General features: G+C 58.2%; 26 protein-coding genes and 1 pseudogene. 14 read left to right on the forward strand and 13 right to left on the reverse strand.

The genetic code is table 11. The features are described 5' to 3' along the window. Window positions 1–87: 87 nt before the first annotated feature. From Q7U76_04105 to Q7U76_04120, 4 genes are all read right to left on the reverse strand, one after another. Window positions 88–672 carry a urate hydroxylase PuuD gene (locus Q7U76_04105; protein ID MDO8355553.1) on the reverse strand — a complete coding sequence of 195 codons (585 nt, stop codon included), beginning with the start codon at window positions 670–672 and terminating at the stop codon, window positions 88–90. Window positions 673–759: 87 nt separating this feature from the next. Further along, the gene (mdh, locus tag Q7U76_04110; GenBank protein MDO8355554.1) at window positions 760–1,698 is read right to left on the reverse strand and encodes a malate dehydrogenase; all 939 of its coding nucleotides are present in this window, start codon (window positions 1,696–1,698) and stop codon (window positions 760–762) included. 126 nt (window positions 1,699–1,824) lie between these two features. Next, window positions 1,825–2,235 carry a hypothetical protein gene (locus Q7U76_04115; protein MDO8355555.1) on the reverse strand — a complete coding sequence of 137 codons (411 nt, stop codon included), beginning with the start codon at window positions 2,233–2,235 and terminating at the stop codon, window positions 1,825–1,827. Between the two features lie 79 nt (window positions 2,236–2,314). Further along, window positions 2,315–5,356: a VWA domain-containing protein gene (locus Q7U76_04120; protein MDO8355556.1), complete on the reverse strand. Its 3,042-nt coding sequence runs from the start codon at window positions 5,354–5,356 to the stop codon at window positions 2,315–2,317. Between the two features lie 179 nt (window positions 5,357–5,535). Here Q7U76_04120 and Q7U76_04125 point away from each other — a divergent pair, with 179 nt between their 5' ends. Then, window positions 5,536–5,970, forward strand: coding sequence for a ferredoxin-thioredoxin reductase catalytic domain-containing protein (locus tag Q7U76_04125; protein MDO8355557.1), 435 nt, complete (start codon window positions 5,536–5,538; stop codon window positions 5,968–5,970). Between the two features lie 56 nt (window positions 5,971–6,026). Continuing rightward, on the forward strand, window positions 6,027–6,590 hold the full coding sequence (locus Q7U76_04130) for a hypothetical protein (GenBank protein ID MDO8355558.1): 564 nt from the start codon (window positions 6,027–6,029) through the stop codon (window positions 6,588–6,590). A gap of 134 nt (window positions 6,591–6,724) precedes the next feature. On the opposite strand, the gene Q7U76_04135 is transcribed toward Q7U76_04130, so the two are convergent. The 6 genes from Q7U76_04135 to Q7U76_04160 form a co-directional block, all read right to left on the reverse strand. Continuing rightward, the gene (locus Q7U76_04135) at window positions 6,725–7,162 is read right to left on the reverse strand and encodes a hypothetical protein (protein MDO8355559.1); all 438 of its coding nucleotides are present in this window, start codon (window positions 7,160–7,162) and stop codon (window positions 6,725–6,727) included. Window positions 7,163–7,280: 118 nt separating this feature from the next. Then, window positions 7,281–7,709 carry a glycine zipper family protein gene (locus Q7U76_04140; GenBank protein MDO8355560.1) on the reverse strand — a complete coding sequence of 143 codons (429 nt, stop codon included), beginning with the start codon at window positions 7,707–7,709 and terminating at the stop codon, window positions 7,281–7,283. Further along, window positions 7,706–8,026, reverse strand: coding sequence for a DUF167 family protein (locus Q7U76_04145; GenBank protein ID MDO8355561.1), 321 nt, complete (start codon window positions 8,024–8,026; stop codon window positions 7,706–7,708). The genes Q7U76_04140 and Q7U76_04145 overlap by 4 nt, the downstream gene beginning before the upstream one ends. A 180-nt stretch (window positions 8,027–8,206) precedes the next feature. Continuing rightward, a complete protein-coding gene (locus tag Q7U76_04150; GenBank protein MDO8355562.1) occupies window positions 8,207–9,025 on the reverse strand; it encodes a CbbQ/NirQ/NorQ/GpvN family protein in 819 nt (272 codons plus the stop codon). Window positions 9,026–9,315: 290 nt separating this feature from the next. Next, a complete protein-coding gene (locus Q7U76_04155) occupies window positions 9,316–12,420 on the reverse strand; it encodes a PAS domain S-box protein (protein ID MDO8355563.1) in 3,105 nt (1,034 codons plus the stop codon). Then, window positions 12,417–13,922 (reverse strand): phosphatidylglycerol lysyltransferase domain-containing protein, encoded by a 1,506-nt coding sequence (locus Q7U76_04160; protein ID MDO8355564.1) that lies wholly within the window; start codon window positions 13,920–13,922, stop codon window positions 12,417–12,419. The genes Q7U76_04155 and Q7U76_04160 overlap by 4 nt, the downstream gene beginning before the upstream one ends. 279 nt (window positions 13,923–14,201) lie before the next feature. Here Q7U76_04160 and Q7U76_04165 point away from each other — a divergent pair, with 279 nt between their 5' ends. The 11 genes and pseudogenes from Q7U76_04165 to Q7U76_04215 all read left to right on the forward strand — a co-directional run bounded on the left by Q7U76_04165 (window position 14,202) and on the right by Q7U76_04215 (window position 22,661). After that, window positions 14,202–15,656, forward strand: a complete 1,455-nt coding sequence (locus tag Q7U76_04165) for a hypothetical protein (GenBank protein MDO8355565.1) — start codon at window positions 14,202–14,204, stop codon at window positions 15,654–15,656. Window positions 15,657–15,661: 5 nt separating this feature from the next. Beyond that, the gene (locus tag Q7U76_04170) at window positions 15,662–15,916 is read left to right on the forward strand and encodes a glutathione S-transferase N-terminal domain-containing protein (protein ID MDO8355566.1); all 255 of its coding nucleotides are present in this window, start codon (window positions 15,662–15,664) and stop codon (window positions 15,914–15,916) included. Between the two features lie 41 nt (window positions 15,917–15,957). Beyond that, window positions 15,958–17,082 (forward strand): KamA family radical SAM protein, encoded by a 1,125-nt coding sequence (locus tag Q7U76_04175; protein ID MDO8355567.1) that lies wholly within the window; start codon window positions 15,958–15,960, stop codon window positions 17,080–17,082. After that, window positions 17,079–18,230 (forward strand): 2'-deoxycytidine 5'-triphosphate deaminase, encoded by a 1,152-nt coding sequence (locus Q7U76_04180; protein ID MDO8355568.1) that lies wholly within the window; start codon window positions 17,079–17,081, stop codon window positions 18,228–18,230. Before Q7U76_04175 ends, Q7U76_04180 begins: the two co-directional genes overlap by 4 nt. Window positions 18,231–18,466: 236 nt before the next feature. Then, on the forward strand, window positions 18,467–18,850 hold the full coding sequence (locus Q7U76_04185; protein MDO8355569.1) for a hypothetical protein: 384 nt from the start codon (window positions 18,467–18,469) through the stop codon (window positions 18,848–18,850). Between the two features lie 217 nt (window positions 18,851–19,067). Then, window positions 19,068–19,823, forward strand: coding sequence for a TIGR04283 family arsenosugar biosynthesis glycosyltransferase (locus Q7U76_04190; protein ID MDO8355570.1), 756 nt, complete (start codon window positions 19,068–19,070; stop codon window positions 19,821–19,823). Further along, a complete protein-coding gene (locus tag Q7U76_04195) occupies window positions 19,820–20,611 on the forward strand; it encodes a TIGR04282 family arsenosugar biosynthesis glycosyltransferase (GenBank protein MDO8355571.1) in 792 nt (263 codons plus the stop codon). The genes Q7U76_04190 and Q7U76_04195 overlap by 4 nt, the downstream gene beginning before the upstream one ends. A 36-nt stretch (window positions 20,612–20,647) precedes the next feature. Continuing rightward, window positions 20,648–21,382: an SDR family oxidoreductase gene (locus tag Q7U76_04200; GenBank protein MDO8355572.1), complete on the forward strand. Its 735-nt coding sequence runs from the start codon at window positions 20,648–20,650 to the stop codon at window positions 21,380–21,382. A 247-nt stretch (window positions 21,383–21,629) separates the two neighbouring features. Next, window positions 21,630–22,034 carry a hypothetical protein gene (locus tag Q7U76_04205; protein MDO8355573.1) on the forward strand — a complete coding sequence of 135 codons (405 nt, stop codon included), beginning with the start codon at window positions 21,630–21,632 and terminating at the stop codon, window positions 22,032–22,034. Between the two features lie 155 nt (window positions 22,035–22,189). Continuing rightward, on the forward strand, window positions 22,190–22,378 hold the full coding sequence (locus Q7U76_04210) for a hypothetical protein (GenBank protein MDO8355574.1): 189 nt from the start codon (window positions 22,190–22,192) through the stop codon (window positions 22,376–22,378). After that, window positions 22,375–22,661 (forward strand): annotated as a pseudogene (locus tag Q7U76_04215) (type II toxin-antitoxin system RelE/ParE family toxin). The gene Q7U76_04210 and the pseudogene Q7U76_04215 overlap by 4 nt, the downstream one beginning before the upstream one ends. 284 nt (window positions 22,662–22,945) lie before the next feature. On the opposite strand, the gene Q7U76_04220 reads toward Q7U76_04215, so the two are convergent. The 3 genes from Q7U76_04220 to Q7U76_04230 all read right to left on the reverse strand — a co-directional run bounded on the left by Q7U76_04220 (window position 22,946) and on the right by Q7U76_04230 (window position 24,782). Then, a complete protein-coding gene (locus Q7U76_04220) occupies window positions 22,946–23,479 on the reverse strand; it encodes an NYN domain-containing protein (protein ID MDO8355575.1) in 534 nt (177 codons plus the stop codon). Between the two features lie 524 nt (window positions 23,480–24,003). Further along, the gene (locus Q7U76_04225; GenBank protein ID MDO8355576.1) at window positions 24,004–24,327 is read right to left on the reverse strand and encodes a glutaredoxin domain-containing protein; all 324 of its coding nucleotides are present in this window, start codon (window positions 24,325–24,327) and stop codon (window positions 24,004–24,006) included. Between the two features lie 215 nt (window positions 24,328–24,542). Next, a complete protein-coding gene (locus Q7U76_04230) occupies window positions 24,543–24,782 on the reverse strand; it encodes a BolA family protein (protein ID MDO8355577.1) in 240 nt (79 codons plus the stop codon). Window positions 24,783–25,271: 489 nt separating this feature from the next. On the opposite strand from Q7U76_04230, the gene Q7U76_04235 reads away from it, so the two are divergent. Then, window positions 25,272–25,706, forward strand: coding sequence for a response regulator (locus Q7U76_04235; protein ID MDO8355578.1), 435 nt, complete (start codon window positions 25,272–25,274; stop codon window positions 25,704–25,706). Window positions 25,707–25,919 lie beyond the last annotated feature (213 nt).

A 25,919-nucleotide genomic window follows, 5' to 3' on the forward strand; every position in this document is an offset into this window, starting at 1 on the left:
GGCATGGGAACGATGGGGGCTGAGGCAGGGACGGGAAGAAAGGAACAAGGCCGGCAGGTCTCCCCGCCGGCCTTGCTGCACCGCATCTTACTTGATGTGGCTACCGGCTCCCATGAATAACAACATGGGAATCGACAACATAAAATTCACCCGCGAAGCGAGAAGCGCGGTCCGCCCCCATTGGGCCATTTCCGCCGGAGCAGGAGTTCCCTGGGCTGCCGCCGTCACTGCCGCAATAATCTTCTGTTGGTTCGGCCAAATGATCGCATGGACGTTGATCATCATGATGAGGCCCAAAAGCCCGCCGATTCCCAACGCGATCGCGCTGGATCGATCTTGGGGCAGGTAGAAGTACAGCGCGATCCCGGCAAACACCGTGACCGTCGCGCCATGACGGAACCAGTTCAATGCGGCAGGCATCAACTTGGGAATCACGATGTTTTTGGTCGGACCATCCAAGCTCTTCAAGAACCCCGCATTGATCAGGTTGAAGAAATACAACAAGCCGATCCAGGTGATGCCGGCCAAGAAGTGCACCCAGCGCAACAACAGACCGGCCCAGTTGGCATCACCAATCGCAATGCCGGCCATACCGAGATAGCCCACAATCAACACCGCGGCGAGCGCGAATCCTACGCCCATCGTTTGCATCGGATTCTCAAGAAATTTCATTGTATCTCCTCATTAAGTGTACTGCTCAGTCGCTGTCTCTACTGCATGCCCGCTTCTTCTGTCAAACGGACCTCGAACACGACCACGTTAGGCCATCAACCGATCGACTGTCGCGCAGAGCTCGCGCACGGCATGAGCAGACTTCGCCAACCCAGCCTGCTCCTCTGCCGTCAATTCATATTCGACCACCTGTTCCGCCCCGCCTCGACCCAGCTTGACCGGAACCCCGACCACCACATCCTTCAATCCATACTCACCCTCACAGAGCACCGCACAGGGCAACACCCGCTTCTGGTCCTTCACAATCGCCTCGACCATGTCGACCACCGAAGCCGACGGGGCATAGAACGCGCTGCCGGTCTTCAAGAGGCCCACGATTTCGGCGCCGCCTTCACGTGTCCGCTTGACGATCGCATCCAACCGCTCCTTCGATATCATTTCCGAAACGGGTTTCCCCTTCACCGTCGTATAACGAGCCAGCGGTACCATCGTGTCGCCATGTCCCCCCAAGACCATTGCATGCACGTCTGGCCCAGGCACATTCAGTTCGGCAGCGATGAACGCACGCATGCGGGCAGAATCGAGCACTCCCGCCATCCCCAAGACCCTGGATTTCGGCAAACCACTGACCAGCCGCGCCACATGGACCATCGCATCCAACGGGTTTGTGACGAGAATCAGGATAACGTTCGGCGATCGGGACACCAATTCCTTGACGACCGACTTCACGATCTTGGCATTCGTGGTCAACAACTCATCACGGCTCATCCCCGGCTTGCGGGGAATACCGGACGTGATCACCGCCACGGCTGAGCCGGCCGTTTCATCGTAGCCGTTGGTGCCCACTACCTGGGTGCTATAGCCGCAGACGGGACCGGCCTGTGAGATATCGAGCGCCTTCCCCTGCGGGACCCCCTCGACAATGTCCACAAGTACAACCTCGTACTCGTTCTTCTCTGCCAGCCGTTGCGCCGTCGTGCCCCCGACGTTCCCCGCACCCACCACCGTAATCTTCGGTCTCCCCATCATCTCACCTCTATGGTTCGTACTGGCTCCCTACCCTCAGGGCGCGGTGTGCCCTCACCTGCACACCGCGAACAAGCCCGCCTCATCATTCGCATTCTGCAGGGCCAGAATGCAACCGGCTTGTGTTCAATGCCCCCCCTCATGCTCCGTCCAACCCGCAACTTTGAAATTGATCGTGCAAACGAAATTATCTCCGTCATAGAAATTGACTTTGATCTTCTTCTTGCCATAGTTCTTGGCAAGAAAGGCATCCGGATCGTCGACCAGCTCTTGAAACCCTCCCGCTGGATATTCTCCAAGGTCGTGGAAAACCACAATCATCCCCACTTTGACTTCTTGAAGAATCTTGGCCCAACAGCGGGGATAGACCTCCCAAAACTTGGCCTCGATCATCTCCTTCGTCGGCTCTTGGCGATCTTCCCCCGGCTTGGTCGGCTGGGCAAACTTCGCCAAGCGACGCACATAGGGATACTGATTCCCTGAAAACAACTTATAGAGCCAGGGCGGCACAGTCGGTCGGTCAGTTTCATTGGCCATGTTGTATTTCTCGTGAAACGTGAAATGTTGAGCCCAAAAGTGCGACGCGATCCTTCCGCAACATCCGACCTTTCACGTATTACGTCGTGAGCCGTTGGTAAATCTTCGGCAAGCGTTTCGGCAGCGCTTCCAGATGATCGATGACGGCAAACTGCACGTCCCCGTACATTCTCCGGACGTACCCGTCGGCCTCCCGATCGATCGTAATACAAAACGGATGAACCCCCCGCTGACGCGCCTCTCGTAACGCCGCCTTGGTGTCTTCCAGTGAATACTCGTCTTTATAACCGTCATCGAGCGGACGTCCATCGCTGATGAGAACGAGCAGCCTCGTCCGCGCTTCGCGCGCCAGCAATTTGGCGGTCGCATGGCGAATGGCCGCCCCATCACGATTTTGCTGCATGGGGACCAATCCGCCCAACCGCTGCGCCGCTTTCCCGCCCAACGGATCGTCGAAATCTTTGATCACCAGAAAGTCCACTTGCCCGCGGCCTTGGCCCGAATAGCCATAGAGCGCATATTGATCTCCGACCGCCTCAAGCGCTTCGCACAGCAACACAAGCCCCTCTTTTTCCAGGTCGATCACGCGGCGGCCACTTTCTAACTGACGACTGGTTGACCCGCTCACGTCGACCAGAAAGGCAGCCGCAACATCCCGTTCTTTTCGTTCCCGCCTGACATAGATCCGATCCGACAGATCAATGCCCGCCGCGCGCTCCGCACACATACGGACGGCCGCATCCACATCCAGCTCGTCGCCATCGGCTTGGCCCGGCACCCGCCGCAGCCCCGGTGGCCGCAGACCTTCAAAGAACCGTCGAAGGGCGGAAACCTCACTGCCATGGGCGCTCAACGTCGCCGCGACAATATCCCCGCTCCCCTCCTCCGCAGCCCGTTCGGCGACGCGACACCAGTTCAGGCGATAGTCGTCAATCCCTTGATCCCATTCCGGATAACGCACGGCACGATCGCCCGGCCCGGCATGATCGATCGGCGCCGGCTGCTCGACCTTCACGGCCAAGAGCTCTTCCACCTGGGACGGCAACTGCCGCCCCCCGGCGAGCCTATCCCCCTCCGTCTCCGTACGTGTGCCCCCTCGATTCTGTTGACCCTGCGACGAGGCCTCCTGCGATCCGCCTGCCGCGCTTGCCATCCGTTGAATCTCGTCTGACTGCTGCTGATCGTCCGCCTGCCGTCCATCCTGCGCATTCTGACGAATGAACTCAGGGTTCATCGCCCCACGGTACACCCAGTTGGTGACGGGGCGATAGTCCTCACCCGTCTGATCGGAAGCGGAGGGGCCGACACCCAGCTCTTCTGACACGTCACCGGCCTGATCGGCCAGAATCATCGCCCCTTTCGGCGCCAATAATTCTTCGAGCTTTACATAGAGCGCATGGGCCAGACGCACGGCCTCTTCCGCCGTCGCCGTTGGAGCCAGAATGACCTGGCACATCGGCCAGAGGATGGCGATCTCGTCCTTGATGGCCTCATGAATCGCAACAGGCTGCGACGCGGCGGTCGACAGCTGGAGCAGTTGATCGACGACGAGTTCTTTGACCGTCAGCCCATGTGTCAACGACCGCGTCGTGATGGCCTCTCGCGCGAATTGTTGGAGATCCCGCTGGAGCCCCGGATACTCTCGCTGCAACAAATACTCAACCCGCGCATCCTCCACCAGCGTCCATAAGTCCTGGATCAGGCCCGGATGGGGATAGAAACGAAATAACGCCACCAAACTGTCCGGTTCAACCTGTTTCACTCGACCGTATTTCTGTCGCAGGGCCAGGACCAGGTCCACAAACGGCTCAAGGGTCAACCGATAGGTCCCGAACTCCACGTGCCCCGCTTCGTGAGCGGCCATCACCAAATACAACCGCGTATTCTCCTCGGCCGTGGGATAGCGGCGGAGGAGCGCCGGCAGCGAGATGATACGCCCATTCTGGCTCACTGTAGCTCGCGCAGCAGTTTCCTGGCTCAGCGAATCGGGAAGCGCCTGAATCGTCAAGTCCGTGCCACAGAGCCCTTGCACGAAGAGCTTGATGGTCCGCGCGACGTGCCGCAACGGCACACCGCTTAAGGCCGCTTCCACCGAGGTCAGCGCCTTCTGCGACTCCAGTGCAAAATAGGCCCTGGCTCCCTCGACACTGTAGGCCAGCACTTCCATTCCCGCGGTAAACCAGGCCTCAAATCGAACCATGGCTTCGGCAGACTCGCCGATCACCGTCACCAATTCAGGCGCGCGCCGCAAATAGGCCAACGCCGTATCGGCATCGCGCTCGGCCACTAAAGCCCCGTACTGCAATATTTTCAGTCTCCAGCCCTCATTCGGCACGGCACGCAGCAGACGCGGCGATTCCGATAACCAGGCGATGCCGGCCCCGGGATCCCGTTCAGCCAGCAACGACCCGACCGTGACGACCTTGGCCCGCACCGACTGGTCGTCAAGATCGCCGAGAATGAGCGGGCTGGTGCGGAGGAATTCAATGGTCCCAAAATAGTCCGTCTTGCCGAAACTATTCTGGGAAATGAGTTTCATCCCGAACGTCGCCCAGGCTCTAGCCTCTTCGATCGGCAATACGCGGGCGACCGCGGGGATTTGGCGGATATACTCCAGGGCGACGACAAAATCGACCTGCGTCAGTTCGAACCCGATTTCCAACCAGGCCTCTAGCTGATCCGGCGAAATAACCGTGACCGCTTCCGCCGACACGCGGAGGAATTCTAGCGCCACATTCGCATCCTGCTCGGCCAGTTCCAACGCAGTTTTCAGAACCAACGACCGGCCAGATGGAGGCTCGATCAAGCCCAACACCAGCGGGCTCTCCTTGAAATATTTCAATCCGATCGCACCGGATGAGCCGGCGAGCGCAATCCCCAGATCCAGCCAGGCCACCGCATCGCTGAGCCGATCCCGGCGCTGCAGGTCAGGGAACGACTCGATCGCAGCGCGGGCAACCTTCGGAGATATTTCATGTAGCTCATCGAGCAGCAGCAACACGCCTTCCGCTTGATTCGGCTTTACCGAGGCCTCGACGAGGCGAGAGACCAGGTGCTGGGCCGTGGCTGGCCCTAGCTCCTCCGCCAGCTTTGCGATCAATTGCTGATGGGTATCCGACATCTCGATTCTCGATCCAATCCTACGGAATGTGAGGGGAGGGCTGGATTGTAAAGGACGCCCTGGCGCTTGTAAACTAGGCGCTGACGCGCAGGCATGGGGCGAGAGGCAAGGGCTAGGGGGCAGAAATCCTCGTCCTTCCTCTCGCCACTAGCCCCTGGCCCCTTGCCAAAGGAGTTGTGATGGCCGAGCCCAAGCAAGAGAGTCTCGACAAAATGTGGAAGTACGTGAAGGGCTTTGCAGACAAGAGCGGAACCGCCATGCATCCCATGCCCGCCGTCACCGAAGCCGTGGTCAAAGGCCTCGCGATGCACATCGACGAGCTGGGCAAACCCCTCTGCCCCTGTAACTTCTACAAGGATAAACAGGCAGAAGCCAAACTCCGTCGCTGGATGTGCGCCTGCGACGAGATGCAGATCTACAAATATTGTCACTGTCTGTTATTCGTGCGAAAAGACGGCCTACCGATCACCGAGTATCTCCCGGAAGGCCACGAAGGGCGGGAGATCTATGGCGTCGTCACAGACCCAACTCCCGACAAAGGCCGAGCACTCAAACACAAAGCGGCAGCTGCACCACAGACAGCGGACAAGGATTCGTCAACACCAATCGCCTGATGCTCATGCGATACCCTAATCGACTCCAGTTCGGATCCGTGCTCTTCCTTCTCCTCATGAGCCTATGCCCCCTATCGGGACAAGCGCTTGAGCCAACCCCATCGAACCCGCCACCGTTGAACGAAAAAGACTTCTTCTCCTACAAACAGAAAGGGCGAAGTAGTCTGACCGGGCAAGCGTTTCTCAGTTCGCCATCAGGAAAAGCCATCACACAAGCAGGCGCGCCAATCCATCTCATCCCCATGACTCCCTACACCCGTTATTGGTTCGACCACCAAGTCAAAATTACCTCCTGCTCAGCAACGGGAACTCAAGTCTCAGCGGAAAGCACCCTAACCACACGCCCTCCAGCTGACTGCGCCCACGAAGCATTGACCAGACTCCAGACAGAAAAACGCCTCACTCCCTATCTCCGTACGACCAGAGCCAACCCCACCGGACATTTCTGGTTCACGAAGGTTCCCGCAGGGCGCTACTACATCGTCAGTCTGATCGAAGGAGGATCGGGCACACACCAAGAAGAACGACTGTCGGGGCTAGCCTGGCTGGTGATAGAACTCGAGGCAGGTGAGAAAGCAACAAATCTCGTCGTGACCGACTGCAAAGCTGGCCTCTGCTAAGTCTCTTTACTCCGCAATCATCACTCTCTCAGGTCTCACAGCCAGGGTAATCCCGACTGCGGCCGTCGAACGAGCATTATTTCATCGTGCGCGTTTCGGGAGCAAAGGGATGCCCTGGCTGCGAGACCGTCCCCTCACTGCCACCCCGACACGTCATATCCCTTTTCAATCAAGCACCGCACTACCGCATCGGCATACGGAGGATCCGGCTCCAGCGGTTTGTAGGCGCCGCCCAACGACCCGACGATCACTCCGAGCGTGCCACCGACTGCTGCCCCGATCGTCACGCCAGGCACGCCGCCAATGAGCCCGCTCGATGCCCCGATTCCAGCGCCAGTCAGCAGCCCCAACACAGCACCAGCAGCCATGTTACTGCTTCGGGCGCGGGTGCCAGGCTTCAACCCGGCCTCGTCAGCCTTCTTCTGACACATCGCCACATCGAACTTTGCCGCCTCCCGCCCCTGCAACTGAAGCTTCGCATTCGACCGCAACAACGGCTCCGGCCCAGCACAGGCGAGAAGACTCATTCCTAGGACTGCCGCCACACCACGCCGCCACATCAACGACAACACCGACAATTCCTCACAATCATCTTATTCTCCCTCCCAATTCGTGGCGGGATGGAAGGGGAAGACCTCAGGTGCGCGCGTTCCGCGAGCACAGAGGTCCCCCCTCCCTCCCTGCCCTCCCCTACTGCCAACCCGTCACCTCATACCCCTTCTCTTGCAAGCACCGATTCACGAAATTCGTGTAGGCTTGATTCGGCGGCGACCCGGCGAACGCGTAGTATAACCCCGTGAGTAATCCCCACACCGCCCCGCTCGCGGCCCCGATCATGGAACCTCTGCCGGCAGCACCGGAGATGGCGCCACCGACTGCGCCGCTTGCCGCACCGATTCCCGCACCAACCGCCGTACCGGCCGCCACACGACCGGCCTTCCCGCTCCCCTCTTCCGCCCCAGCCGTTTCCGCTAATTGCCGACAGGCCTCAAGATCCTGCTCCACGACTTCCTTCCCGACAGATTGCAGATGCGCATTGGGATACAGAATGGGATGGGCCGTCGAGCAAGCGGTGAGCAGCAGCGATCCTCCGAGGAGGCACAACACTTTTTGCCTCATGGCTTCGCCACTGCCTTCTCCTCACCAAGGTTCAAGCGGTCTCGTACGAGCTGCGCGGTAGCCCCTTTCACGAGGACACGTTTGTGCCGCCCACTCGCACCGGATTGGATCTGCACCGAAGCAAGAGGCGTCGAGAGTTGGCGGGCCAAGAATCGGATCAATTCGTCGTTGGCTGCGCCATCGACCGGAGGGGCGGCTATTCTGATTTTAATCGCGTCGCCGTGAAGGCCCACACATTCTGTAGTGGAGGCTTTAGGCTGGATATGAACGGTGAGGACCGCTCCGGCTTTGGTGTCCTGCACAATCAGCGCATTCATCTGTGGCAGAGCCAGGAACCTAACAGAGCTTGCTCATTTACGTTGTCCCAGGATGCTCAAAAAGACCGTCCAGCAAGGCCGCAGGCGAATCAAAACCGGAAGCGTACCCTCAGGGGCACGCTGAGGATTTCGATGAGCCGAGAACGATGCTGGCGGACTTTTTCAGCACCCTGGAAGGGATTAGAAAATGGCCTTCACCAATTCCAAGATACTGCGCTGCATATCGGGATCATCGGTAATCGGACGAGCAATCGCCACATCGCAGGCTCGATCGGTCGCCACACCTTGCCGTATCAATGTCCCGGCATAGATCAGCAATCTGGTGCTAACCCCTTCTTCCAAGCCATGATTCTTGAGGTTTCGTACCTTGCCGCCGAGCTTTACCAGACTGGCAGCAAGATCACGGCTGATCCCTGCTTCCCGTTCGACGACCGTGGTTTCGACGTCGGGCGCCGGATAGTCGAACTCGATCGCCATAAAGCGCTGCTTCGTGCTTTGCTTCAAATCCTTGAGCACGCTCTGATAACCGGGGTTGTAAGAAATGACGAGCAGGAAGTCGTCTGCTGCTTCAAGAATCTGGCCTTTCTTCTCGATCGGCAACAGGCGGCGATCGTCGCTCAGCGGGTGGATAATGACCGTCGTATCCTTCCGCGCCTCGACGATTTCGTCCAAATAGACGATCGCGCCATGTTTCACGCCGAGCGTGAGCGGCCCATCGACCCACACCGTCTCTTGGCCCTTCAGCAAATATCTCCCCACGAGATCGGAAGCGGTGAGATCTTCGTGACAGGCTACCGTAATCAAGGGACGACCGAGCTTGTAGGCCATATGCTGAACGAATCGGGTCTTGCCGCAGCCGGTCGGCCCCTTGAGCATGACCGGCATCTTGCTGTTCGCCGCAATCGTGAACAGTCCGATCTCGCCACGGACCTCCGCGTAGAACGGCTCCCGCTCGATTCGATATTGCCCCACGTCGACTTCGCGTCCCTGCTGACTCATGACTCTTGCCTTTTGTAGATGTTCAACCAGCTTCGTGCTGCGGTAGGGCACGATAAACGGAACCGAGGCTGAAGATCAAGCGATCCGGCAGGGATATCAGAACTCTGACAAGCAGACAGCTTTCCGATTTCTCACGTCTATCATAGAGGGAGTGGCCAATGCTGTGCTTTTACTATTCTCTCAGATCTCGCAGCCAGGGCAATCCTGACTGCGGCCGTCGAACGAGCACTGTTTCATCGTGCGCGTTCCGGGAGCAAAGGGATGCCCTGGCTACGAGACCACCCCCTTGCTTAGGCGGCTTTTACACCGTCGAGTATTTCCCGCACCTTTTGCGCCAACACGTGCGGGGAGAAGGGCTTGGGCAGGAACCCCGTCTCTCGGCTTACGCCGCCCTGGTCGAACACCGGATGGTCCGGGTACCCCGACATGTAGAGCACTTTAATTCCCGGACGAACAGTGAGGAGCTTCTCTGCGACTTCGGGGCCGCTCATCTGTGGCATCACGACATCCGTCAACAACAGATGGATGGGCCCCACGTATTTGGTGCTGGTGAGGAGGGCTTCGATACCGTGACGCGCCTCCAGTACCGTATAGCCATGCAGCCGCAATGTTTCGTGTACCAGCCCCCGAACCGCCGGTTCGTCTTCGACCAAGAGAATCGTTTCGCGGCCACGCGCCGGATCGATCGTTTCGGTCGCCCCCGCTGCCCCCGGCGCCTCGGCCTCGACCCGTGGGAAGTAGATCCGGAAGGTCGTGCCCTTGGCAGGAGCACTCTCCACCATAATGCTCCCCCCGCTCTGCTTGACGATGCCATAGACGGTTGAGAGTCCTAGTCCTGTCCCTTTTCCCTGCTCCTTCGTCGTGAAAAACGGCTCGAACAGGTGAGACCGAGTCTCGGCATCCATTCCATGACCGGTATCGCGAACCAACAGCAGCACATAGGATCCCGGCTCGACCCCGACGGCATCCAGGCGCGCCCCTTTACCGATCGTCACATTTTTGGTTTGAATCGTCAGCCGCCCGCCCTTAGGCATCGCATCGCGCGCATTGACCACCAGATTCATAATGACCTGCTCGACCTGTCCGGGATCCGCCTTGATGGCGCCAGCTGAGGAGTCGAGTTCCGTGCAGAGTTCGACGATATCCTCACCGATGAGACGCCGCAACATGCCATCCATGTTGGCCACGAGGGCGTTGAGATCCAGCACTTTCGCCGCAATAAACTGACGGCGGCTGAACGCCAGCAATTGACGAGTCAGCCCGGATGCCCGGTCGGCCGCTTTCTTGATCTCCTCCATATCTTTCCGCATGGCATCGGTGGGTCCCAGCCGGCCAAGCAGCAACTCGCTGTACCCTCGAATCACGGTGAGGAGATTGTTAAAATCGTGCGCGACGCCGCCGGCCAATCGCCCGACGGCTTCCATTTTCTGGGCTTGGCGCAATTGGGCTTCGGTTTCCCGAAGCACCCCTTCCGTTCGAGCCCGCTCTCCGAACTGGCCGATCTTGAGGCCGATGTCTTCCACCATTCGCAACAACTCGTCATCGGGCTGCCGGACCTGACGGCTGAAGAGTTCGATGACACCCTCGATCTCACTTCCGATGAGCACAGGAAATCCAAACGCCCCATGGAGCCCAGCCTCCTGAGCCTGCACGCCACGAGGAAAATTCGTATCCAGCGCAACGTCTGTCACCCAGGCCGACTTGCCGCTGGCCCAAATACGCCCGGGCAAGCCTTCTTCCCGAAGAAATACCTGCTGCCAGGTCACCATCGTAAACGGATCGGCTTGCACAGATGACGACTTCCACTGATCGAGGCAGCGCAACAACCCAGCTGCCTTATCCACCCGCCAGAAGACGCCCAGATCCCATTCCAAGCTCTCCCCAACCGCCTGAATAATTTTCGGGACCGCCTCTTCCAGGGTCGTCGACTCGGACAGGACTCGCGTCACCGCATACTGAGATGCCAGGCGCCGTTCAGCCCGGCGGCGGTCGGTAATGTCCCGAATGAAGGCACTGAAAATATAGGCATCCCCGATCTTAGCCGGAGACACCGCCAGCTCGACGGGAAGCTCCCAGCCGTTCCGGTGTTGCGCGACAATTTCAATCCGGCGGTTCAGGATTGCGCCGGCCCCGGTCCGGAGAAACTCACGAATGCCCCGTTCGTGCGCCTGACGATCCCGCTCAGGAATAATGGTTTCAGCCAGGGCCCTTCCGAGCGCTTCCTCGCGAGACCATCCGAAAATCGCCGTGGCCTGCGCATTCCAATCAGTCACAATCCCGGTCGAGTCGATCGTGATCACCCCATCGAGCGCGGTATCGACGATGGCTCGGTTTCGCTCCTGGCTTTGGAGTAGCGCGGTCTCGGCGGCCTTCGCCCAGGCACTTTCTTGTTGCGCCTGTCGATGTTCAGCGCGCAATCGCGCCGTGGACCACAGCAACAACACCAACATGGGAATCCAGACCACTCCGGCAATGATTCCAGCTTTCCACATGAACGTATGAATCGGTGCCAAAATATCCTGCCGATCCATGCGCACCAGGACCGTCCAGCCCAACCCGACAAACTCTCCAAACCCCTGGGTCTTCGCATAGCCTGTCACCACTGGAACATGCCGGCGCAAATGCTCCTCTTCGATAAACCCCGGATCTCCAGCCTCACTCAACAGCACCGACGGGAGCCCCATGGTCTTGAGATTGAGATTCTCCGAAGAGGACACCATCGAATCGACAAACACCTTGCCCTGCTGCGTCACCATTTGATATTCGACTCGCCCACCCCCGCCCTGTCGATCTTCAAGCGCGCGAATGGTCCTGGTGGTGACCTCCTCCAAAAATGGAATCCCCACCCGCGTGGTCACGACGCCCAGGAACGTGCCTTGCGAGTCGAGAATCGGAGCCGTAAGGGCAATGGCATCGACACCACTGTCCGTCTCATGCGCGGCCACATCGGCCACGTCCAGTCGTCGCGTCGCACGCGCGGCCAAAAACCATGGGGCCTGGCTATAGTCATGCCCCGTCAGCGAAGACTCTGTCGCCGCCACAATCGAGCCCTGACTATCCGTGACCGCGAGCCACAGATACACCGGGGAATAGGCGGTCTTCATCCACTTCAAATACTCGGACAGGTATCTCGGATCCGAGGCGCGCAACGAAAAGGCGCGGGCCATCATGAGGGCGTCGCCCTGGCGTTCGAACAACATCCGATCGGTTTTCTCGGCCACTTCCGCTGCGGCAAGCGTCAACTCTTCCCCCGTCGCCACCACCAGTCGAGACTCAACGAACTGAATCAGCCGGGCGCCGGCGATAAGTGCGAGCAGGGACATGGCAATAATGAGATAGGGCAACCAGCGATAGCGGCGCAGATCGAGGAATGAGAGGGCCATTGACGTCTTCATGATTCACGCGCCGGGGAAGCGACGAAATTGGGAATCAGCAGAGCCGGATGATAGGCCTGTTTAGATGCACGCAGGCCTGGCAGCCCTGCATCATCCATCGTATTGATGTAGCCGGCCCCTTTCGATACAGCCATCCGACAGGTCTCACGAAATAGATATTGCGCCAGACCGGGAAGAGTCCGATCCGCTACCTCTAGGAGGACACAGAATGTCGCGTCCGTCAACCAATAGCCGAAGGTATAGGCGCAGATCCGGCCCTGAATCCTGACGACCGTCCCGCTGATCTGAAGGACCGGCGCATGCGACCACAGGACTTCATGCACCGACTCCGCATCAGCCAGCAGCATCTCGCCGAACGACTCAAGCCCTTCCGCTTGCTTCTGGCGGGACCAGTCCCCGAGGAGGACACGACAGCCCTCACGGTCGCCAAGCTGATAGCTGTCCACCTCACAGGTCTGCTCTCGCTCGAATCGATTGCACAATGCGCGCTGAGATTTATATCTGTCGCCCGCCAGAGCTGCGAGGTCCGTTGCACGGTACAGATAGTCTGGTTCCTTGGGCGTCAGACGATATCCCAGCCGCTCAAACTTTGGTGCCAACTGGGCCGACACGTTCTCAACTCGGCTGACCGACGAGTCACCGTTCCAGCGCCGCAGCAGCTCCATCGCGGCAGACAATGGTGCGTCGATGGAGCCGGTCCCCAACGGAGGCAAGAGCATGAACCACCCGTCCGGCGATTGCGCAAAGAGGCACAAGGCCCCGTGAAGCTCCATCCACCAATAGGCTAACAGCCCGTTACTCATATAGTGATAGATCGGCGAATAGGCGGCAGGCGATTGAGGCCCGCCAAATCCAGACCGATCCAGCGCTATCGTCAGTCGAGGGATATCGTCTACCGTCAGACGCTGCAGCGACAGGGTCCCCCACCGAGCGGCAACTGCGGCTGTCATATCTGGAAGGGGGGCCAGCACAATCACGTCCTCTTGAAACCGTCCGACGAGCCGAGGGTGTGTGACAAGCTCTTCACGGATGCCTGGTTGATCCAGCAACGCCATCACCCGGTCGGCATGATGCTGGATCTCTCCCGGAATTTCCTCTCGCATAAACGGACATTTCGTATCCCACCCCAAAAAAATCTGGTCGTGCGCCTCATTCCACATCAGCGCCAGTGGATAGAGCTGACAATCGAGCGGGCGCTGCTCATAGATACGGCACTGTGACGTCGCTGAGTCGAATGCCGGGCAGAGATAGCCCTCTCCATGGGGGACTGGAACCAGAGTTACCTGCGAGCCTCGCCGATCGGGAAAGGCCGTGCTCTCAATGCCCCCAGTCAGGGCTCTGGTAATTTCGTCCCCGGTAAAATAGGGACGCAGGGCACTGTCGGGGTCCGGAAAGCGACAACAGACATCGCACTGTAGACAGCTACGGCTCGGCACGAGTTGTGGCAGCGCGGTTGATAATGTCACGGACAGGCCCAGCAGTTCATCGGTACAGTCGGACATGGGAGGATTCCAATCGATATGTCGCGTATACTAGCACCATTCTGCAGGAGGGCCCAAGGGGATGTCACCTTTTCACTGGCGTCCCTCCTCATCATGTGCCGCAATATATTGCCTCCCGTTGTCCGCTCCATTAGCACCGGCTGCCATAACCTTGCGTCGATCTCACCGCCTCTTCCCCTTCGCGCCCCTCGCCCCTTGTACGATCCTAAATCCTCGTGTTAGAGTTCGTTGCCCTCGCATGAAAGGCTCTCATTGACATGGACACCCCCTCTGTCTGATTTGGCTACCTCCGACCTCCTTCATCGCTGCGCGATCATCCGTGACCAACTGAGCCACGCGGGCCTCTTTCCGGCTCTGCCAGGACAAGAACCGGTTCCCGGAGCGGTTGCCGCGACGACGACCTGGCGAATCGCTACCACGCCATTCACCGTCACCCAAGAGCAGTTAGACTTTTTTCACCGGCTTGGCCCGCAGCTCCTTTCGTTTTATCGGGCGCTGAACCGCCTCTACCTCGACAGTGTGCGAGGCCTCCAACCGACCTGGATCGCGGGATACCTCGACCAAGGCAAGCCGGAAGGTCTGATCACGTACAGCCGGATGAAGCGATTTCGCGATCACCTCCCCGCCGTCATCCGACCGGACGTCATCCCCACCCAGGATGGTATGGTCATCACCGAACTCGACTCAGTCCCAGGCGGGATCGGCATGACGGCCTGCCTCTCGTCGCTCTATGCCGATGCGCAGACTGATGGGCTGTCGCTCGTGGGAGGGCCCGACGGGATGGTGCAAGGATTTGCGGCCATGCTGAAGGCCCAGCTCGCCCAGCATACCGGCTGCATCGCGATTCTGCTGTCGGAAGAAGCCAAAGACTATCGACCGGAAATGACGTGGCTCACGGCCCGGCTGCGAGCGATCGGGGTCGACGCCTATTGCGTGGAGCCTCGACAGGTTCGATTCACGGAAGAAGGCCTCCGGATCACCCACGAAGGAATCGATCTGCCGATCGCCTTGATCTATCGCTTCTACGAGTTATTCGACCTGCTCAATATTCCCAAATCAGAACTTGTCCAATATGCGGTCAAGAAGGACCGGGTCGCCGTCACGCCGCCCTATAAGCCGGCGCTGGAAGAAAAGCTCGCCTTTGCCCTGCTCCATCACCCGGCCCTACGCCCCTTCTGGGAGCAAGCCTTGGGGCAAGAGGTCTTCCTGCATCTGACGACGATCATGCCTCGTACGTGGATTCTCGATCCTGCGCCGATCCCTCCATCCGCCACGATTCCTGGGTTGGCAATGGGCGGACGGGCCGTGATGAACTGGCGCGATCTGGCCACGGCCACTCAGAAAGAACGGCACTTGGTGATCAAGCCATCGGGATTCTCCGAACTCGCCTGGGGCAGCCGAGGGGTGTCGGTTGGCCACGATATGCCGCAACATGAATGGGCTGCTGCCATCGACAAGGCCCTGGCCTCGTTTCCCCAAACGCCCTATATCCTGCAGGAGTTTCATAAGGGCCGCCTGTACGACCTCGATTACTTCGATCCCATCAGCGGCGACATGAACCGGATGTCCGGTCGTGCCAGGCTCTCCCCCTATTATTTCGTGAGTGGCGAAACGATCGAGCTGGCTGGTATCCTGGCAACCGTCTGTTCATCGGACAAGAAAGTGATCCACGGAATGAAGGACGCCGTCATGGTGCCCTGCGCAGCGATGAAGAACCTGAGTGCTGAGTGCTGAGTGCTATGGCTTTAACTCTCTATCATGTTGCCTGGTGCCCCGACTGTGAAGTCGTGCGCGACAAGCTGGCGGACCTCCACATCGACTACGAGCAGGTCATCGTGCCCGACATCAGGCCGATGCGCAAAATCGTCCACGAAGTCTCGGGCCAGTACTATGTTCCCGTCCTCAAGGATGGAGACCGGGTGTTGACGGAAACCGACGACATTCTCGACTATTTGGACAAGACGTACGGTCAGGACCGGATCCCGGGTCGTTAATCGAACAACCTGCCGATCCACTCGACAGCAAAGGAGACCGCATGGAAGCTTGGAGACGCATACTCGCTGACAGCATCGTGAAACCCAAAGACTTGGCGGAGCGGCTCGGTGTCGACGTAAAAGAAATCGAAGCCATCGTCGGCGACTATCCAATGCGCATTACCCCCACGGTGATGGCGACGATTAAGGAAAAGGGCGACGCCATTTGGAAACAGGTGGTCCCGGACATCGCCGAAATGGATGACTTCGAAGCGGAAGACGATCCGCTCGAAGAGGACCTCATGAGCCCGGTCCCGCACCTCGTCCACCGCTATCCGGATCGCGTCCTGCTGATGGTCACGAATCAGTGCCCGATCTATTGCCGCTTCTGCACGAGAAAGCGGCTGGTCGGGAAACCGGGTTTCCTCAAGAAAGGCGAACTCGATCAAGCCATCGCCTACTTGCGGGAACATACCGAAGTGCGCGACGTCATCCTCTCCGGCGGCGACCCGCTGCTCCTGCCGGATCATTTACTGGAGCGAATTCTCAAAGCCCTGCGCACCATCCCACATCTGGAACTGGTTCGCCTGGGCTCTCGGGTGCCCGGCACGTTGCCGGAACGGATCACCCCGGAACTCTGCGCGATCGTGAAGAAGTATCACCCCATCTATATGAACCTGCACTTCAACCATCCGGACGAACTCACTCCGGCCGTCAAAGCGGCCTGTGGGATGTTAGCCGATGCCGGTGTGCCGCTTGGCGCGCAAACCGTACTATTGAAAGGCGTCAACGACGACCCTGAAATCATGAAGCGCTTGATGCATCAGCTCCTGCTCGCGCGCATCAAGCCCTACTATCTCTATCAAGCCGACCTGACCAAGGGCACGAATCACTTCCGCACCACGGTCGAAACGGGATTGAACATCATTAAATCGCTGCAGGGCCATACCAGCGGAATGGCCGTCCCACATTTCGTGATCGATGCGCCAGGCGGCGGCGGTAAGATCCCCTTGCTTCCCGGCGACTATATGGTGCACATGGATGCCGAGGGAGTCCTCTTGAAAAACTATGAGGGCAAGGCCTTCCACTATCCTCAGCCGAAACAGGGTTCGTCCCGCGAGCTGCCGATGGTCAGCGCAGGGCCTTCACTGAACTCATGTAGTAATGGAGAGCACGACGACCTGTGAGCACCAGAACCACGCAGGGCATTTTGCCCTACCAACAGATTAAGCAGCTGATCGCGAGCGGGGCCATCCAAGCCGACGTACCGATCGAAGACCGCCAAATTCAGCCGGCCAGCCTCGACCTGCGGCTCGGGCGCAAGGCCTATCGGTTGATCAGCAGCTTTTTGCCGGAACTGTCCGATATTACGAGCCGGCTCAACGTCCTGGACTTCTATCAGTCCGATCTTGTGATGTACGAGATGGACCTGACCGAGGGAGCCATCCTCGAAAAGGGCCATGTCTATTTGGTGCCGCTCCTGGAACGGGTGACGTTACCCAAGACGATCCGGGCAAGGACCAATCCCAAAAGTACGACCGGACGGCTAGACGTCTTTACCCGCGTCGTGACGGATCTCAATACGGGATTCGATGAAATCCGAGCTGGCTATACCGGGCCCCTCTATCTGGAGATCGTCCCTCGCTCGTTCACGATCAAAGTGAAGACCGGGTACTCCCTCAATCAAATTCGCTTCGTGCGCGGCGACGCCACTGTGCCGGACCGGTCATTGCAAACGCTCCACAAACGGGAGCCCTTGCTCTACCACAACCTCCCCACCAAGCAGGCACTGGGCACCCGCGATTTCCGTACGGACCGCGGCCTATTTCTCCGCATCGACCTAAAGGGAGACGACCGAAGCACCTCGCCGATTATCGGCTATCGGGCGAAGAAGAATAGTCACGTCATCGATCTCTCGAAGGTCGGCCATTATGCGGCGCTCGATTTTTGGGAGCCCCTCTACCGCCACCGCCAGGACAGCCTCCTCTTGGAGCCGGAAGAATTTTACATTCTCGCGTCGAAAGAGCGGATCCGTGTGCCGGCCGGCTACGCGGCCGAGATGGTCGCCTTCGAAGCAGCCTGTGGCGAGTTGCGGACCCACTACGCCGGGTTTTTCGATCCGGGGTTCGGGTACGGCCAAGGCGAGTTGCACGGCACCCAAGTGGTCTTGGAAGTCCGCCCCCACGACGTTCCCTTCCTGATCCATGATGGACAAACCTTCTTCAAGGTTGTATACGACAGGATGCTCGCGCGCCCCGGTCAGCTCTATGGCTCGGCGCTTGGGTCTTCGTATCAGCGCCAGGGACTGACCCTGAGCAAACATTTCAAGGTATAGCCGGATGCTGAAACAGTCCGCCAGCGTCGTTCTCGCTTCGTTCAGACCCTCAACGTACCCCCAAGGGTACGCCTCGGGCCTTCACTCGCTGCGGCCTTGCTTGGGACAAGGTGCGTCTTGGCGCACCGGGGTTGGGCGGGTGAGAAGTCTGGCCTGTTTGAGCATCCGGCAAAACGCGTATCTTGCTCCCTATTCGGACGTTTCACATTTCACGAACAGTTAGGAACCAGTTGCCCATGCAGCTAGAGCCAACCAACAAGCCGGTGCGCCCAGAATCAGATGACGACTCCGGGAGCGACAATCAAATGCGTGTCGCCGGGATGATCGTGGGCACCGCCCTGATTTTCATCGGCTTTCTCGACATCTTTCTCTCGATCAGCGGAGGATTCGAGATCGACGTGATTCCTCTCTTAATTTATTTCGGCGGGGTCGCCGTATGGGCCAATGCGGTCGTCGAAAACATGACCCTCCGCTACAGCCTCATCGGCGCCTCCCTCCTGCTCGCAGCCATCTTCTTCCACTATGGAGAAGTCCTCTTCTGGCACAAGCAAGTGGTGTTTTGGTCGACCGTAGTGGTCGTTATGTACTTCATGTTCAACGAACCGAAGAAGCCTGCCTAACAGGATGCTGAAACAGGTCGCCAGCAGCGTTCTCGCATCGTTCAGACCCTTCAACGTACCCCAGGGGGTACGCCTCGGCCCTTCACTCGCTGCGGCCTTGCTGGACGGCCTGTTTGAGCATCCTATCGAATTGCCATTCTGGTGTGCCATCCGTGCGAGCCATTAAAATTCTAGTGCACCACAATAATTTTCTTGCAGACTGCTAACAACCATGGCGATGACGATTTCCGTCATCATCCCTACGCTCAACGAAGAACGGACGATCATGGCCACCCTGGCACAGACCGCAGCCCTCGGCTTCGATGAGCTGATCGTGGCGGATGGTGGCAGCCATGACCAGACTCCCCTACTCGTTGAGTCCTATCGGCTCAGGACTCAGCACTCAGTGCTCAGTCCCGTTCGACTGCTGCCTGCTCCACGCGGGCGGGCCCGCCAGATGAACGAAGGCGCAAAGGCCAGCCGAGGGGAAATCTTATTATTTCTCCACGCCGACACGCAGCTTCCAGACGACGCAAAGACTGTGATCGAGACGGCGATGGCCGGGCAGGATCTGGTGGGAGGACGGTTCGATGTCCGATTCGATCGCCCATCGAGGTGGGGCTCCATCATCAGCAGCATGATGAACTGGCGCTCGAGAATAAGCGGCATCGCCACCGGCGACCAGGCCCTCTTCGTCCGTCGTCCCATCTTCGAACAAATGGGAGGCTTCGCCGATGTGCCGTTGATGGAGGACATCGATTTCTCCCGCAGACTCAAACGAAGGGGCGTGACTGCAGCCCTGACCGCAACCGTGACCACCTCCTTCCGCCGCTGGGAGCAGCAGGGGCCATTGCCGACAATCCTCTTGATGTGGGCACTGCGATTCCTCTATTGGATCGGGGTATCGCCGCATCGTCTCGCACACCTCTATGCGACGGTGCGCGAGACGGCGCGGGGCGAGGGGCACGAGGCCATGGACCAAAGGAACAGATGAAACACGAATCAGAAAATAAAAAGAGCGCTCATTCCCCCTCTCGCCCATCGCCCCTCGCCTCACACCAGGCGCGCATCGAATGCGCGCTGGTGATCTTTGCCAAAGCTCCGATCCCAGGCGAGGTCAAGACCAGGCTCTGCCCGCCACTGACCCCTGACGAGGCCGCCACCCTGCACGGCAGCTTTGTCCTCGACATGCTGGAACGATCCAAACTCGCGGTCGCCAAACTGCAGCTCCCGTTCCATCGCTACCTGGCCTGCGCGCCATCCTCCGAACTCGTGTTCTTCAAAATCATGGAAGAACGGCAGAGCGTCCACCTGCTCGATCAAGTAGGAGAGGATCTCGGCCAGCGGATGCACCGCACCTCAGTCGATCTCTTCGCGAAAGGCTACAAGCAAGTGATCATTGTGGGAACCGATGTCCCGACATTGCCGCTCTCGGTGTATCAAGAGGCCTTTACGATGCTCGGCCGCTCGGACCTGGTCTTAGGGCCGGCTCTCGATGGAGGGTACTACTTGATCGGCATCAAACAGCCAGTAGAAAAACTCTTTACCGGAGTGCCCTGGTCCACCGATCAAGTTCTTGCCGTCACACAGCAAAAAGCCAAGGGGCTGGGCTTATCCGTCGGACTCACCACCGCCTGGCGCGACGTGGATACCATCGCAGACTTGCAATCGCTCACCACAGAATGCCAAGAAGACAATAAGAAACCCAAACAAGACCGGACCTTTTCCATGCGAACAGCCGGCACCTTGCAGCTGCTCGCGACCAGACTCAAGACTCGATAAGATCAGCAATCGGTCACACCGCATAAGGGATCACTGATGACAGAGAAAGTGGCGCTCATCACAGGCGGGGCCAAAGGCATTGGACGGGGGATCGCGCTCGACCTCGCGGCACAACAATGGTCAGTTGCCATCTGCTACCGCACAAGCGACGCAGAGGCCAGAGCCACAGCCGAGGCCATCACCAGCCTTGGGGGCCGTGTGCTCTCGATTCGTTGTGACGTGTCGGACGCCCAGGCGGCCAAAGGGCTCGTGACTCACGTCGAACAGCAATGGGGACGGATCGACGCGCTGATCAACGGCGCAGGGCCCTACCATCGCGTGAACCTATTCGACGAAACCGTCGAAGGCTGGAACGAGATGTTCGACGGCAACCTCCATCCGATCTTCTATCTGGCGCAAGCCGTCGCACCAGGCATGAAGACCAGAAAATCAGGGCACATCATCAATTTCAGCATGGCCAATGCCGACCAGATGATTTCACAGCCGGACGTCACGGCCCATTACATCGCCAAGGCTGGAGTCTTGATTCTAACCCGCACGCTGGCCAAATTGCTGGCGCCACATGGCATTACCGTCAATGCGATTTCCCCAGGCTTCATCGATTCAGGCAGTGCGCCGCCGGAAGAACTCGCAGGCATGACCAAACGAATCCCCGCCGGCTATATTGGGACGATTGATGACACCGTCGGGGCGGTACGGTACCTCCTGAGTGACGAAGCCCGCTACGTAAATGGAGCCAACATTCAAATCAGTGGAGCATGGGGGATATGACGGGTAGCCTGAGTGCCCTTCTTGCTCGCAGAACAGCGGAGGGGATGGAGCCTGTTGATCTTCTGTGCTAGCGCATCGCGCGGCCTCAGAAGGCAATCGTTGGACGCGCGCAGTGGAAGATCAATCAGCCCCCATCCCTTGGGAGATAACGAGCAAGCTTTGAGGGAGCATGTATACCGTCCGATGCGCGCAATCAAAGGGCACTTCAGGCCACCCTCAGTGAGGAATAAGGAGGAATGAGGAAACTATGAAAACAGAACAGGAACGAACAGCACACAGTCGGTTTCTCCAGGCCCTACAACATGAACATGTGACCTGTGCCAAGCCAGGCTGCGACGGAGCGATGGACGTGACAGACCTCACGCCCCATCTCGCCAAGATCAAGACCTACGAAGCCGAATGCGAACGGTGCCATACAAAGGAACAGATTACCGGCAAAGAGCAGACAACCCCACCCTGGGACGATGCCTCGATCACGATGATGGCCGAGGTGCATCTCCTACACGATCAACCCAGTTGCCCCTTCGACGATACCCCCATCACCTTTACATCGTTACCGAATCCTCGCCGCAAAGGCCGGTACCGCCTCTCCTGCTACTACTGCGGCAGACACACCGAAATGAACTGGCCACCGCCGGAAGCGAAGCGGTAGTGAAACGACCATCAAGGGGGGGATCGGCGAAGCCTTCCGTGTGGCAGCCCCTCACACTGAGTTCATGAGCCCACCCCCGTAAATTTCGGTTCATTGATTCAAGCTCCTGCCTATCGTATAGCTGGTTTCATTGCAGAAACAGAGGAGTGAAACATATGGCTACTCCGAGCATTAAGGAAGAAGCCCGCAGGCTGGTAGAGAAGCTCCCTGAGAACTCCACATGGGAGGACCTCATACACGAAATTTACGTCCGGCAGGCTGTTGAGGCGGGATTGGCTGACAGCCAGGCGGGGCGAACGACCGATGTCGATCAGGTGCGCTCCTCGTTCGGACTGCTGGCGTGAGGGTCCACTGGACCGATACCGCATAAGCCATCTGCGAAACATTCATGCCTACATCGGGCAGAGCTCACCAGAGTACGCCCTGAGAATCGTTGACCGTCTCACCAGACGTTCCCAGCAAATCGGCGCCTTCCCCCAATCTGGCTGCATCGTCCCTGAAGTGGAGCTCCCACAGATACGGGAAGTTCTAGAAGGTCCCTACCGAGTCATCTATCACATCAAGCCAGACCAAGTGGACATTATCGCTGTGATTCATGGATCGCAACAAACACCCTGGACCATATAGGCGACCGGAAAGCATTCCGAGAGTCCACCGGCCACCTATGCGCTCTGATTCAGGGCTGACGAGAGGCGGGGCGGGAGCGGTCAGGTGCCCTTCTTGCTCGCAGAACGCGCACGTTCAGAAAGTGCTCGTTCGATGCGCGCAATCGAGGATCGACCAGGCTACTCTTGAAAATGAAATAAGCGGATCAGGATAGCAGGCGCAGTCACGAGCCGACTCTCAACTCCCCCGGATTCGTCAACAGCAACGCTGTGATTAAACGACTCCGACGCTGAAAGTCCACCTGACTAACCATAGAGCTCGGTAAACGCTGGTTCATCTTTTCGGTCCACGAATAAAACTTCACCTATGTTCCAGAAGTGATCGGCTGCGGCACGAAGGGAAGCACTTAGCCCATCCTCAACGAACCAAAGGACGAGCTGCTGACCTTCACGCTTGACTGCCTCTACTAATGGCACATAGTCCTCGTCCCCCGCGACAAGCACTGCCACGTCGAAGTTTTTTCGGTGAGCATGCGTGAGCATTTCCGTTGCCAATGTAATATCAACTCGCTTGGATCGGCCGGACTTTGGGCGATGAAACACGCGCGGCGCTTCGATTCCAACGGCCCGTAATTGATTCTCGATCGCGCCGAGAGCATCACGATCCCCAGGGGCCGACGTGTAATAGTGCCGTCTGACTACTTGCGGGAAGTGATCTCGGTTGGCATAACGCGACCAGACAAAGATATCCTTGGCAAAGACGACATGCTCTCGCTGACGCTCATCACCTCGCATCGCAAAGTAACGTTTCGCAAGATTTTCGCCATCCACGAACATCATAACTCGCGTGCTATCTCGGATTGAGGCAGGAAAGAAAGAAGGCATGTGTTCATCACCATTCTTTGTGAGCCGTCTAACAATGATCAGGTGGGTCCGTATAAGTTACGGACTTCTGAGCTCCCGTCCAATTAATACACCTCAGGATGTCTCATCGAGAGTTTATGGACATCTTTATACCCTACGTCTTCCTACCAGTCTAGCCACTGATCGCAACCGCCTATCGAGTGGTTGTCGCTTTATCCATTAAGACAAGCTCCTACAGAATATCTCCAAAGAGGCCTGGCTCGGTCCTCCCTGCGCACGTCGGACGACCACCGCTTCACCGTGGGGGTTCCGTGAGCAGGGAGGACCAAGCCAGGCCCTTCCCCTCTTACCTTCCCCGCTCAAGCCGCTGAATGATAAAAACAGGAAGGGCGTCTGTCGAACTCTCGATTGCGCGCGTCCAACGAGGGCCTTCGGAGGCCGCGCGTTGCGCGAGCAGGAGAGTTTGACAGACGCCCTTCCCGAACTTCTTCTCGACTATCTTATTTCCCGAATGCTTTTTTCAGCAGCGGCTCCATCTCGCCTTTGGCCGCCATCGGGTCCAGCACATCGGTATCGCCGTAAAACTGTCCGTCGATGAACACCTTAGGAAGCGTCGGCCAGTTGGTCATTTTTGCGAGCGCTTCTCGCTTGCTTGGTTGAGTGAGGACGTCGATCAGTTCAAACGGATATCCGTACTTATCGAAGAACTGTATCGTCTCTCGCGTGAACCCGCACATCGGCATCTGCTTGGTGCCCTTGCCGTAGATCAAAATCTTGTGTGCGGCGACTTCTTTGTTAATTTCATCTTGAATGGAATCTGCCATGGCTCGGCCTCCTCGCAAGTTGCGGATAAACTATGTTGGCACACGAAAGTTCAACTGTCCGTACATCTGGCACAACGGAAGCACACTACGCAGGATGCTCAAACAGTCTGTCCAGCAAGGCCGCAGGCAAGTCGAAACCGGAGGCGTACCCCAGAGGGTACGTTGAGGATTTCGAGGAGCCGAGAACGACGCTGGCGGACGGTTTCAGCATCCTGCTAGGCTTCGTCTGTGGTTTTGGCTGTGAGTTCGAGCGCATGAATCCGCCCGTCCTTCATCGGAACATCTAATGCTTGATAGATCATGCGATGCCGGTCCAACAGGTTCTTTCCCGCGAACGCTGCCGAAATCACCACCACTTTGAGATGATCCATCGTACCGGTCCGGTCCAAGACCGTCACCGCAGCATCCGGCATCGTCTTTCGCACATAATCGGTCAACACGTCTGGCGTGATCATAAACTCTCCAATTTCATTGTGCTGTCAGGATACCCTAGCGCCAGACTGAAAGGCAATTCAAAGCCAATGAACAGGGCTTAATCGCGACAGCAGGCTCCGAAAGCCCCATTCCGAGAGCATGAACGCTATTGAGCCCTGTATCCCTTCTCATCCAGTCCCGCATCAGATGTGATTCATCCGATCGACGAGCCACAGGCCTTTCGCTCTCGCATCCTCGCAGGGACCATGCTCGTTTCGTCGCTCGCGGTGAATACCAGAAACGGCAACGCTCACGTCACTGTCGAGTCTCATTGGTGGTGGTTTTCAGCACATGCTGGTGGGTATCAACCACGTGCCTACGCGCCCTGTGACCGAAAACGCATGTTTGCAGGGAAACCCGAATCCTTTCTACGCAGTCATGCTGGCACGCGCATTGCGACTTACGTAGTTCAAGAGCATGTGAGGGGGCCAGGAGGAAAACACATCTCACTATCAACCAAGGAGGGTGCCATGAGTGACTTCAAATCTGGATTCTTTGTCGGTGGAGAGGCCTGCAACGGACGGGTGTTGGTGGTGGACGATGAGCCGGATATTCGTAAAGTCGTGAAGATGACGCTGCAGAAAGCGGGCTATGATGTCCTTGAGGCTGAGAACGGTGAGAAAGCCATTGAGACGATCAACAGCGGTGAGAACCGGCTCATGCTGGATGTGATGATCTGCGATATCCGCATGCCAAAGGTCAATGGAGCCGAAGCCATCGCCTACTTCCGAAGCAACTACCCGCATGTCCCGCTCATCGTGCTGACCGGCTTCCCGGATACCGATATGGCGACCTCCTTCCTCCGGCAAGGCGTGGTAGATTATCTCGTCAAACCGGTCGAAGGCGAGAAACTACGGTCAGCCGTCGCACGGGCCATGGAGCAGCGGGAGCTTGCGCGACTGTAACCATGAGCCTCCACCCCCGCTGTGCCGAGGAGAGGCATTCCCCTCCTTGCCCTCCTCGGCACAAGAGTTCCAACTCTGCCATAGGGAGACCGCCTGAATGGAACATTCCGACCCTACCAAGGTCGCCATTCTGGGAGCAGGTCGCGGCGGCCGCGCGCTGTTGGATCTGCTGCACCAAATCCCGTCGATTGAGATCGTCGGCATTGCCGACCG

It is taken from the genome of Nitrospirota bacterium (assembly GCA_030645475.1).
In the GTDB taxonomy this organism is placed as follows: domain Bacteria; phylum Nitrospirota; class Nitrospiria; order Nitrospirales; family Nitrospiraceae; genus Palsa-1315.